Raw genomic sequence first — 11,825 nt, 5'->3', positions numbered from 1 at the left:
CGGTGGCTGCGGCACGGTCACCGGCCCGGGGCGGTGTGGACGACGGCATCGGCCCGGATACCGCCCCAGGCCAGTTCGCGCAGCAGGGCCCGCGCCCCCTCGTGGGGGTCGATGAGGCCGATGCCGCGCCGGGCGTAGGCACGGCCGAGCTCCGGGGTGACCATCCCCGGGTGGGTCCCGGTGGGGGCCCAGGGGCCCCAGTGGACGGTCAGGGCCCGGCCGCCGGTGCGGGCGGCCCACCGCGCGCCCAGCTCCTCCAGCGCGTCGTTGGCGGCCGCGTAGTCCGCCTGGCCCCGGTTGCCGAGCGCCGCGGCGACGCTTCCGAAGAGGACGACGAAGGCGGGAGCGGCCGGCAGCCCTTCGAGAGCGGCGAGCAGCGCGGCGGCACCGTCCACCTTGGTGGCGTACACCCGCTGGAAGGACTCGGCGGACTTCCGCGCGATCAGCCCGTCCTCGATCACGCCCGCGCCGTGGACCACACCGTCGAGACGCCCGTACTCGACATGGATCTCCTTGACCGCCCGGCACACGGCCTCGGGATCCCGGACGTCCACCGAGCGGTACCGCACACGGGCGGCGACGGCCGTCAGCTCGTCGACCGTGGCGGCGATCTCCCGCCGGGCCAGGACGCGCGCGCTCTCGTCCCGGACCTGTGACGGTGTCAGACCGCCCCGGGCGGCGAGTACGCCGTACAGCGCCGCCCGGTCGCCCGCCGCGGCGATGTCCGGCTCCTCGTCCGGGCCGGGCCAGGGCGTACGGCCCAGCAGCTCGATCCGGCAGCGGGCGGCGGTAGCGAGGGCGACGGCGACGCGTGCCGTGATGCCGCGGGCCCCGCCGGCCAGGACGACCACCGACTCGCGGTCCAGCCCGGCGGCGGTCGCGGCGGCTCCGTCGTCCTCCTGCCCCGCGCGGGTGAGCGGGGACTCCCGCAGCTCCAGGCATTGCCGGCCGGCAGCGGTCCGCAGGACGACGGGGGCGTCCCCGCCGATGAGGAGCTCGGCGGCGAGGGCGTCGGCGACGGCCGGCGCGGGCAGGCCGGGGGACAGCTCCACGAGCCGGGCCACGGCCCCCGGGTACTCCTGGGCCACGGCGCGGAACAGCCCGCGCAGGCCGGCCGTGCGGGCGTCGTGCGGCGCGGCGTCCCGGACGGCGAGGAACCAGTGCGGATCGCGCCGCAAGGCGGCCCGGATGACGGGGTAGGCGCCGGGGAGCACCGACGGGTTCGAGCCGGCCGGCGGGCCGAGGAGCACCACGCCGTCCACGGGGCCGTCCCGCTCGGCCAGCAGATGGCCGGCCGGCAGGATCACGGTCCGTGCCCCGTGCCGTAGCAGCCGGGCCGTCAGCGCCGTGGCGACGTCGCCGTCACCGAGGAGCGCGAAGCGCCGGCCGGTGAGGTGGGAGGACGCCGGAGCGGTCGGGGCGTCGTCGAGCGGGACGGGCACGAGCCGGAACCGCCGCGGTGCCCCGCCGGGCGCCGGCCGGGGCCGGTCCGCGTCCGGCGGGGACCCGGCGGCGATCCTTCTGACCAGCCATGCCGCGGTGGCCGCCGCGGTGCGTGCCTTGCCGAGCTCTTCCAGCTCCTCGTCGCCGAGGGCCGCCGTACCACCGCCGAGGCCCGCGCGCTGGGCGAACTCGCCCGCGATCTCGGCCCGCTTGATGGAGTCGATGCCGAGGTCGGCGTCGAGGTCCAGGTCCGGTGCGATCATGCCGAGCGGATAGCCGGTGCGCGTGCTGATGACCTCCGACACCAGCCGCAGCGCGTCCGCCTCGGTCAGGGCCGCGGGCGGCGCGGCGGGACGGACGGGCGCTTCGGACTCCGGTTCCGGACGCGCGGGGGAGCGGGGGACCGGCGGCGCCACGGGCTCCCGCTGCCCGCCGCCGAGGTACCCCAGCAGCACATCGCGCTGGGCGGCGATCATGTCCCTGCTCGTGCGCAGGAATTCGGAGACCAGCCCGTCCTTGTCCGCCGGTGGGTCACCGTCGCGGTACGGGGCCGGCACCGCCGGGGCGGCGACGCGCCGGGCCGGTGCCGGCCCGCCGGGCACGGGTTCACCGTCCCGGGTACGGACCAGGTGTCCGTCGACGGTCCAGCCCGGCAGCTCCCGCGACACGCGTCCGGCGTCGACGGCGTCGCGGCCGTGGAACAGCCAGGCGGTGCGCACCGGCAGCCCGGCGACCGCCAGCGCGGCCAGGGCGCCGAGGAATCCGGGAAGCTCACGGCCGTCCTCCCCGGGCCCTCCCACGAGGGCGACGGCGCGGTGCGGCCGTCCGGCGAGGATCGCCCCGACCATGCCGGTGAGCACGCTGCCCGGCCCGGCCTCGACGAAGATCCTGGCCCCTGCCGCGTACATGGCCTCGATCTGCTCCGTGAAGCGCACCGGCGCGCTGATCTGCCCGGCCAGCTCCGCGCGCAGCGCCTCGGCCCGCCCGCCGTGCGCGGCGGCCGTCCGGTTGGACCAGACGGGGAACTCCGCCTCGCCCAGGACCTGGTGCTCCAGCGCCTCGGCGAACCGGTCCGCGGCCGCCGCCACGAGCGGACTGTGGAAGGCGCAGGCCACCGGAACGCGGGTCGCGGAGCGGCCGGTGGCACGCATGGCCCGCACCGCGGCGTCGACCGCGTCGGCCGGCCCGGAGACGACGGTCTGGGCCGGCCCGTTGCGGTTGGCCACCACGACCCGGCCCGCCAGGCCCGCTTCCACAAGGGCCCGTTCGACATCGGAGGGCGCGGCGGCGACCGCCGCCATGCCGCCCGGCCCGTCCGGGTGCGCCTCGGCGGCCGCGTGGATCGCTTCGGCCCGCTCGGCGCTCAGGCGCAGCAGGGCGCGGGCGTCCAGGACACCCGCCGCACACAGCGCCACGAGCTCGCCGTAGCTGTGTCCGGCCGCCATGTCGGGCCGGACGCCGGCCTTGTCCAGGAGGGCGTGCGCGGCGAGACCGACGGTGCCCAGCGCCGGTTGGGCCGTCCGGGTGTCGGTGAGGCGGGCCCGCTGTTCCGCTCGCCGGGCCTCGTCGAAGGCGGCCGGCGGGTGGAGGGCGGCGGCGTGGTCACGGCCGAGGCCGAGGTGGCGCCGGAGTTCCGGGAAGGCGGTGAAGAGGTCCGCGAACATGCCGGGGCGCTGACTGCCCTGGCCGGGGAAGAGGAAGGCGACCTTGCCGGGATCCGCACCGGAGCCCGCCTCCCTTCCCGGTTCCGCGTAGTGGACGCCCGGTGCCGGACGACCGCCGGTCGCCGGGTCGCCTCCCGCCGCCGGGCCCGCCTCCATGACCCGGCGCAGCTTGCGCGCGAGGTCGCCGAGGTCGGCCGCGACCAGGGCGACCTGGACCGGTTCCCGCCCGGCGTCGGCCGCGCGGGAGGCCGCCAGCGCCAGATCGCGCAGGCGCCAGGGCCGCCCGGCGGCGCCGTCGGCCAGCTCCAGCGTCCTCCCGGCGGCGCGGAGGGCCGCGGACAGATCGGCGCCCCGGAAGAGGAAGAGCTCGGCCGGCCAGGCGTCCCGCCCGTGCTGCGGGGGCACACCCGTGGCGTGGGCGGTGAGCACCACATGGAAGTTGGTACCGCCGAAACCGAAGGCACTGAGCCCCGCGACCCGCTCGGCGGCCGGGAGCGCCCACGGCCGGGCGCGGGTGTGGAAGACGAAAGGGCTGCTCCCCTCCCGCCAGGACGGGCTGGGCCGCTCCAGCCGCGCGGTCGGCGGGGTGACCCCGGTGTACAGGGCCAGGGCGGTCTTGACGAGACCGGCCAGGCCCGCGGCGCATTTGGTGTGCCCGATCTGCGCTTTGACGGACCCGAGGGCACAGCCGCCCGGCCGCGCCCCGGCCGCGGTGAACACCTCGTCGAGGGCGGCCAGCTCGGTACGGTCGCCGAGGACGGTGCCCGTACCGTGGGCCTCGACCAGCCCGACATCGGCGGGGGAGACACCGGCACCGCCGTAGGCCCGCTCCAGGGCGGTGCGCTGGCCCTGCGGGCACGGCGCGGTGAGGCTCCGCGACCTGCCGTCGCTGGAGCTGCCCACCCCCTTGACCACGGCGTAGACGCGGTCGCCGTCCCGTTCGGCGTCGGCCAGCCGCTTGAGCACCACGCAGGCCACGCCCTCGCCGAGGACGGTCCCGTCGGCCCCGGCGTCGAACGGGCGGCACCGCCCGGTCGGCGAGAGTGCCTGGACGGAGGAGAAGAGGACGTAGTCGGTGATGCCGTTGTGCAGGTCCACGCCCCCGCACAGGACGAGGTCGCTGCCACCGGTGACCAGTTCCTTGCAGGCGGCGTCGAGGGCGGCCAGGGACGAGGCGCACGCCGCGTCCACGGTGTAGTTCGCCCCGCCCAGGTCGAAGCGGTGGGCGATGCGCCCGGAGACGACGTTGGCCAGGATGCCGGGGAAGGAATCCTCGGTGGGCGTGGGGAGCTGCTCCGCCAGACCGGGCGGGACCGTGCCGAAGTAGGAGGGCAGGACCGCGCGCAGGGTGTAGGCGTGGGACAGCTCGCCTCCGGACTCGGCGCCGAACACCACGGAGGCGCGGGAGCGGTCGAAGGGCCTGCCGCCCTCGTCGCCGTATCCGGCGTCGTCCAGAGCCCGGCGCGCGGCCTCCAGGGCGAGCAGTTGCGCCGGCTCGGTGCTGCCCAGTGAGGTGGGCGGAACGCCGTAGCGCAGCGGGTCGAAGGGGATGCGCGGCAGGAACCCGCCCCATTTGGAGACCGTGGCCGTGCCGTGGTGGAGCGCGGGGTCCCAGCGGTCGGCCGGCACCTCGGTGACGGCGTCGGCGCCGTCGAGCACATTGGCCCAGAAGGCGGCCATGTCGGGGGCGCCGGGGAACATGCAGGCCATGCCGACGACGGCGATGTCCAGCGGCCGGGGTACGGCCCCTCTTCCCGGCGAGCCCTCCTCCGGCGCGCGGCGTAGCTCCTCCGCCCGCCGCTCCAGGAAGTCCGCGGCCCCATCGGTCACGGCGCGGTGCAGCGCCGCGACGGTGGTGACGGAGGAGCGCAGCGCCGCGACGTCCCCGGCCATGAACAGGCCCTCGCGGAGCTGCCGGTCCTCGCCCACCGGCACCGGTTCGCCGCCGGGACCGCGCTCGACGCCCCTGCTGGCGAGCCGCAGACGCCCGATGTTGTGCCGCTCCAGGCTCTCCCAGCGCCGCCGTGCCGGTACGCCCTGCGCCCGGAGGCGCTCCTTGAGTGCGCCGAAGTCCTCCGTGACGGGAGTGGTGAGGCACCGGGTGGCGTGCCCCGGCGCCGTCTCCAGCAGGGTCGTGCCGTGCGCGGCGAGGACCTGCCGCTGGAAGAGCGGCTGGACGGCGTCGCAGGCGACGGCTTCCTCCGTGAACAGGTAGGCCGTCCCCATCAGCAGACCCACCGCGACGCCGCGCCGGATCAGCGGGGCGGCCAGGGTGGCGACCATCGCGGCGGACCGCTCGTCGTGGACGCCGCCGGCGAAGAACACCTCCACGCCGTGTGCCTGTCGAGCGTGCCGGGCGTCCTGAGGGCCTTGGGTCCCCCGGGCTTCCTGGTCCTTCCGCCCGGACAGGAAATCCGTGAGCACCGCGATCTGCGCCTCCCACAGCGGAAAGCTGTTCCGCGGTCCCACATGACCACCGCACTCCGCGCCCTCGAAGACGAACCTGCGGGCTCCCGCCCGCAGGAACCGCCGCAGCAGGCCGGGCGAGGGGACATGCAGGAACGCGGCGATCCCGGCCTCTTCGAGGGCGGCCGCCTGGGAGGGCCGCCCGCCCGCGATGACGGCATGGCTCGGGCGTACTTCCCGGACGACGTCCAGCTGGCCGTCCCGGATCCCTTCCGGGGCGAAGCCGAGTACGCCCACGCCCCAGGGCCGCCCGGCGAGGGCCGCCGCCGTGTCGCGCAGCACGGTACGGGCCCGGTCCGGCGGTGCCAGGGCGAGCGCGATGAAGGGGAGCCCGCCCTCCGCGGCCACGGCGGTGGCGAACGCGGGCCGGTCGCTCACCCTGGTCATCGGGCCCTGCGCGACGGGCAGATGGACACCGAACGCCCCGGCCGAAGCCGAACCGGGACGCAGCGCCGAGGCGGCCGTGCCGCCGCGCAGGCCGTCCTCGACCGCTTCAGTGAGGCTCCGGACGGTGCGGGCCACGGTCCGCCAGCGGTCGGCGAAGCCGGAGGCCAGGAAGCCGTCCTGGCCCACCGGCAGGTGCCCGGCCCGCGACCCGTGGCGCAGCAGCACCCGCCGGCCGTCGACGACGGCGGTCTCCGAGCCGTCCATGGCGCGGATCTCGGCCGCCTCCCGCCCGCCGAGTCCGGACTCGGCCAGCAGGGCGAGCTGGCTGTCGAGGACGACCCCGGCCGCCCCGCCCGCGACAGCCGCGGCGGCGGTGCGTGGTCCGATGCCGCCGCAGGCCCATACGGGAACGGTCACTCCCGGCTCGCCCAGCACCTGTTGCAGGAGCACGAACGTGCCGGTGCGGCCGACCCGGCCGCCGCTCTCGCCGCCCCGCGCGACGAGGCCGTGCGCTCCGGCCCGTACGGCGGCCAGGGCTTCCTCGACGGTGGTGATCTCGACCAGCACCCGGTACGCGCCGGCCGTCTCGCGGACCGGCCAGTCCGCCCCCACGCCGAGCACCACCGTGTGCGGTGCGGCCCCGTCCCCGGCGGGCCCGGGAGCGAGATCCGCGGGCGCGAGCCGGCACCCGGCGGCGACGCGGACACCGTAGCGCCGGCCCCGGGTCCAGTCGCGGACCTGTTCCAAGGCCTCCCCGGCCCGGCGGTCTCCCGTGCCGAGGTCGAGCACGCCGAGGCCCCCGGCCCGGGTGAACGCCGCGACGAGCCTGGCGTCGGGTGCCCCGAAGGGGCTGATCCCGATGAGCACGTCACGCGAGGACGCAGCGGACACGCAGACACTCCTCTGCAAGGGGAGACCCGGCGTCCCATGACAGTCCATGTGAGACATCCGCGGCAGAGCGCGCAGGGTTGCACGCGCACACGGGGGAGCGCGGGTGAGTCGGCGTTGGCTCCGATGTCCCGTCCCTTGGCCGCAAATCGCCTTTGACAGCAGGGTGGTTGATGCTAAGAGGGCGGGGGCGGGTGGTCGGGGGTACGCGGGTGCGAGACGGGGGGCGGCGGCCCCGGGCGGTCGGGAGGGAGGGCCGGCGGCGGACGGACTCGGCGACCGCGGCGGCGAGCGGGCCGCCGCCGAGGGCCTCACCAACACCGAGATCGCCGAACGCCTGCACATCTCCCTCGGCACGGTCAAGAAGCACCTCGCCGGCACCCAGCTGAAGCTCGATCTCCGCAACCGGGTCGAACTCGCTGCCTGGGCCTACCGGCACGGCCACATGGACGGGGCTCCGCAGGCGCGGGAACACCGGTAGCCGTCGGTCGTCGGCTCGGGATCCTGCCGGAGGGCACCCTGGGCAGAATGGCTCTACCGTGTCCCTCGCACGGCGTGCGGTGGCTTCGGCAAGCGAACGTGACGTGCGGCTTCCTGACGAAGAGTCAGTGATCCGGTGGGAGGAGATTCATGGGGGCGGCTGCTGCCGGCCGCCGGATGCCCGTGTGTCAACGGGCCGCGTTTTCCTCCCCGCCCTTCTCAAGCTATAGCGCACCAGGGGGCTTGCGGCAAGACCCCCGTTGTGCCGCAGGATGGTCGGCCGAGGCCGGAACCTGGGGAAAAGGGGGATTTGCGATATGCGTGTGGTGCTGTCGACATGGGGATCACGCGGGGATGTCGAACCGCTGGCCGCACTGGCGGCGCGGTTGCGGGAACTCGGCGCGGAGGTACGGGTGTGCGCGCCGCCGGACGAGGAGTTCGTGGCGCTGCTGGCCGGTGCCGGTGTGGAGCTGGTGCCGCTCGGACCGACGGTGCGCTCGGTGGTGTGCGGCGAGCGGCCGCCGACGGCTCAGGACGCCTTCCGGCTCGCGCCCGAGCTGGTCGCCGCGCGGTTCGACACGCTCACCGCGGCGGCCGAGGGATGCGACGTGCTCCTGGCGACCGGCCTGATGCCGGCCGGCGCACGCTCGGTGGCCGAGAAGCTGGGCATCCGCTATATGTTCGCGTGCTTCCAGCCCTTCGGGCTGCCGTCGCGGCACTTCCGCCCGGGGCGGCGGCCGGGCACGCCGTCCCCGCAGGAGGAGACCGACCTCAAGGTGCTGTGGGAGCAGGACGCCCAGCGCGTGAACGCACTGTACGGGGAGGCACTCAACCGGCACCACGCGGCGATCGGCCTGCCGCCGGTGGACAACGTCCGTGACTACGTCTTCACCGACCGGGGGCTGCTGGCGGCCGACCCGGTCCTGGGCCCTTGGCAGGACATGACGGAACTCGACCTCGTGCAGACCGGGGCGTGGATCCTGCCGGACGAACGCCCGCTCCCGGCCGGGCTGGAGGCGTTCCTGGAAGCCGGTGAACCGCCGGTGTACGTGGGCTTCGGCAGCATGGCCGGGCACCTCTCGAAAGACCTCGCCCGGGTGGCCGTCGAGGCGGTCCGCGCGCAGGGCCGCCGTGTCCTCCTCGCCCGCGGCTGGGCGGACCTGGCCCTGATCGACGACCGGGACGACTGCTTCGCCGTGGGCGAGGTCAACCAGCAGGCCCTGTTCCGCCGCGTCGCCGCCGTCGTGCACCACGGCGGCGCGGGCACCACGACGACGGCCGCCCGGGCCGGCGCCCCTCAGGTGGTGGTGCCGCAGATCGCGGACCAGCCGCACTGGGCCGCCCGGGTGGCCGAGCTGGGCATCGGCGTGGCCCACGCGGGCCCGGCCCCGACAACCGAGTCCCTGGCGGCCGCGCTCACCACGGCCCTGACGCCCGGGACCCGGGCGCGAGCGAGGGCCGTGGCCGCCACGATCCGCACCGACGGTGCGACGGTGGCCGCGAAACTGCTTCTCGACGAGGCAGCCGGCCGGGGAGGGCCGCCCCGGCCGGCGTGAACTACCCGGAACGCCGAACCGGGGACCGGCGGGCGGTGACAGCGGTCGGGCGAGCGGAGGTCAGCCGCAGGTCCCCGCCGGGCGGTTGCGGACGACGAGGTCGTTGTAGCCGGTGGTCCGGTCGACCCACACCACCTGCTTGCCGCCTGCCGAGGCGTAGGTGGTCTGCTCGCCGCGGTTGCAGGAGACCCGCCCCAGGCGTGCGCCGTCCGGTGAGAGCTGCCACAGCCTGCTCAGCTTGTCGTCGGGCGTCTGCGCGGCGACGGTCACCGCTTCGTCGGACGCGGTCAGGAACATGCCGTGCAGCGCGTCCTTGCCCATGGCGGGGCTGATGTCGACGACGCCGGTGCCGTCGAGGTTCGCGCGGCGCACCGCGGTCCGCGCGTATTCCGGGTCCTCCGTGGCCAGCCAGTACACGTACGTGCCGGTGATCGCCGTATGGCCGGCGGACAGGGGTGTGCCGAGCTGCCGCATGACCGTCCGGTGGCCGGTCGCGACGTCCAGGACCTCGATGTCGTGCTTTCCGCGGCCGAAGTGGGAGAAGGCGATCCGGCCGTTGCTGAGCGACGGGGCGCCGGTTCCCGCGGCGCGGCCGCCGGCGGAGGGTTCGATGTAGACGGGATCGGTCTCGCCCATCCGCAGGTAGACCACGCGTGAGCCGCCGCGGAGCGGGTGGAAGGCGAAGGTCACGACCTTCCCCTCGACATGCAGTGAGGTGATGTCGGCCCGGTAGGAGTCGGTGGAGAAGAGCTTCTTGACGGGGCCGCCGGCGAGCGGCCGTGCCAGGACCTCCGGGTTCCTGCTGCCCCGGGTCGACTTCCACACCACGGTCTTTCCGTCGGTGGCCGGACGCGTGTGGTACCGCCCGTCGTTGGGGCTGATCCGTCGGGGGGCGCCGGTGCCGTCCACGCGCCCGGCCCAGACGGAGTACGGCTCGACTCCGTCGTCGTTGGACTTCGACGTCACCCACCAGCCGCCACCCGCGCCGACGGCGGCATCGGTGTTGAGCCTGCCGAACAACAGGTCGGAGTCCACGCCCAGGGCGAGCTCCCAGTCGGGCACGATGCCGTGGGCGTCGAAGGACCGCTCGACCGCCCTGAGCTGCCCGTCCGTGACCTTCAGGTCCCGGGCCGCGGCGATGACCGCGTTGCGGCCCTCGGTGAAGCCGTCCAACGGGCTCATGTACTGCGTGAGAGCCTTGTAGACGATCCTGTCGGCGAGAGCGGTGTCCAGATCCTCGCGGATGTCCCAGAGAGCGCCCGAGAAGATGGTGGAGTTGAGGTGGACGCCGCCGTTGTCGTTGGAGAACGCGACACCCTGGAAGGACTTCGACGTGGTCCGTCCGTCGTTCATGTCCCGGGCGGCGCACGCGCGAGGGCCCTTCGCCCGGCACAGCGTCTCGCCCAGCAGCCCGGAATCCGGACTGTCCATGGGGAGGCCGTACAGGTCGGTCTGGATGGCGTTGCCGAAATAGTCGGCGATCGCCTCGCCGAGGGAACCGGACTGGGCCGCGGGGACGAGCCCCGCGCTGTTCTCGATGACGCCGTGCGTCAGCTCGTACCCGACGACGTCGAGAGCGGAGGAGAACGGGCGGTACTCCTGATTGCTGCCACCGTAAATGACCTTGGTGCCGTCCCACTGGGCGAACGGGCTCTCCGGAAAGCCCACCAGGGAGTTGACGGGCAGGCCCCGGCCGTCCAGGCTGTCCCGGCCGTGGACCTTCTTGTAGTAGTCGTGGACCTTGCCCGCGGCCCAGTGGGCGTCCACCACGCCCAGTTCGGTCGCTTCCCGGCCGAACGCCGGAGTGGGGGAGCCGAACTCCTTGAGGCCGGGAATGGGCCACCGGCCCACCAGCTCGGTCCAGTACCGCCCGCGCGCGTCCCAGGTGGAGATCAGGTTCTTGCCGCCGCCGGCCTCGGTCCGGCTGCGGTCGCGCGTCACGTACTCCTTGCGTGCCTCGTCACGGTCCACCTGGAGCTCGACGGCAGTCCCGTCGATCCTGACGCCGGACCCCTTCGTTCCGCCGCCGTCCTGTGTGACGGCGGGCATACGTGACCGGTCCGGCGGACTCGCGCCCTTCGGGGCCGACGCGGGCGTGGTGAACGACTTGATGCCGCTGTACTGAAGGACCGGGTGGCCGGTTCTCGCCTCGATGTACACCTCGCTCAGCACCGGCAGCCCGGTGGCCGTGTCGGTGCCCCGCACGGTGACCTGCCAGGTGAGTACGCCGGGCCCCCGGGGAAGGACGACGAGGCCGCGGGCGGTGCCGCTCAGCGGCTGCTCCTCGGCGTGGTCCGCATCGCCGTCGGGCCATCGTGGGGCCAGTTGCCTCTCGACCGCGTCCACCGCCAGCTCGACCGCCGTTTCCGCCGCCACCTCCGGCTCGGTGGCGACCTTCAGACCGGTGAAGTACTTCCCGGAGGTGCCGGTGACGACGCGCTCGCCGCCTTTGCTCTCCATCCGGACGACGTACTCCCCGCCCAGGACGTCCACGCCCCGGTGCCGCTGCCTCAGCCGTACGGTCTCCAGGCCGCCGGCGACCGTGGTCCGTACCGGCGTGAGGTCGCGATCGGGGCGGGCGATCCGGTAGCGGCTCGCCTTGGCCGCGAGGTGCCCGCGCGCCGCGTCCGCGGCGCTTCCCTCCGCCGTCACCGGCTCCCGGATGCCGCTCACGAGCCCGGGCGTGGCAGTGCGCTGCCCCGGGACCACCTCCTCGGGGCCTGTCTGCGGTACCGGCGCGGCACCGGCCGCCGGAACTGCGGAAACGACGAGTGCGGCGACGCTGATCAGCGTCGCCGCACCGGTTAAGCCGCTTCGTGCCGCTCTGGATGTTCTCGGGCGCACGATTCCCCCCTCCGCGGGATGTCGGACCAGTCATGGAAGCGGAGGTCGGCTGTGTCCGGCAATGCGGGGGACGGGCGCGTGGGCGGGTTTCGGACGG

4 protein-coding genes are annotated in these 11,825 nt (G+C 75.0%); 2 read left to right on the top strand and 2 right to left on the bottom strand.

All coding sequences use genetic code 11. The annotated features are described in order from the left end of the window. Positions 1–17 precede the first annotated feature (17 nt). Positions 18–6,899, bottom strand: a complete 6,882-nt coding sequence (locus AF335_RS17365) for a type I polyketide synthase (RefSeq protein ID WP_102919316.1) — start codon at positions 6,897–6,899, stop codon at positions 18–20. Between the two features lie 115 nt (positions 6,900–7,014). Here AF335_RS17365 and AF335_RS36425 point away from each other — a divergent pair, with 115 nt between their 5' ends. Both AF335_RS36425 and AF335_RS17355 read left to right on the top strand, forming a co-directional pair. Continuing rightward, complete coding sequence (locus AF335_RS36425) at positions 7,015–7,329, top strand: response regulator transcription factor (protein ID WP_311775595.1); 315 nt, start codon at positions 7,015–7,017, stop codon at positions 7,327–7,329. Between the two features lie 316 nt (positions 7,330–7,645). Next, entirely contained in the window at positions 7,646–8,884 is a 1,239-nt protein-coding gene (locus tag AF335_RS17355; RefSeq protein WP_102919314.1) for a glycosyltransferase, read from the top strand. Positions 8,885–8,944: 60 nt separating this feature from the next. On the opposite strand, the gene AF335_RS17350 is transcribed toward AF335_RS17355, so the two are convergent. Continuing rightward, positions 8,945–11,557 (bottom strand): M4 family metallopeptidase, encoded by a 2,613-nt coding sequence (locus AF335_RS17350; RefSeq protein ID WP_244927066.1) that lies wholly within the window; start codon positions 11,555–11,557, stop codon positions 8,945–8,947. Between the last annotated feature and the right edge of the window lie 268 nt (positions 11,558–11,825).

The organism is Streptomyces eurocidicus (assembly GCF_002891295.1).
Lineage (GTDB): Bacteria > Actinomycetota > Actinomycetes > Streptomycetales > Streptomycetaceae > Streptomyces > Streptomyces eurocidicus.
The sequence above is the reverse complement of the archived record's forward strand: the minus strand, read 5'-3'. Positions and strand labels throughout refer to the sequence as shown.

Excerpts from the sequence above, each read along its gene's own strand:
- AF335_RS17365 (WP_102919316.1), bottom strand. The coding sequence starts at position 6,899 with ATGGACTGTCATGGGACGCCGGGTCTCCCCTTGCAGAGGAGTGTCTGC.
- AF335_RS17355 (WP_102919314.1), top strand. The coding sequence starts at position 7,646 with ATGCGTGTGGTGCTGTCGACATGGGGATCACGCGGGGATGTCGAACCG.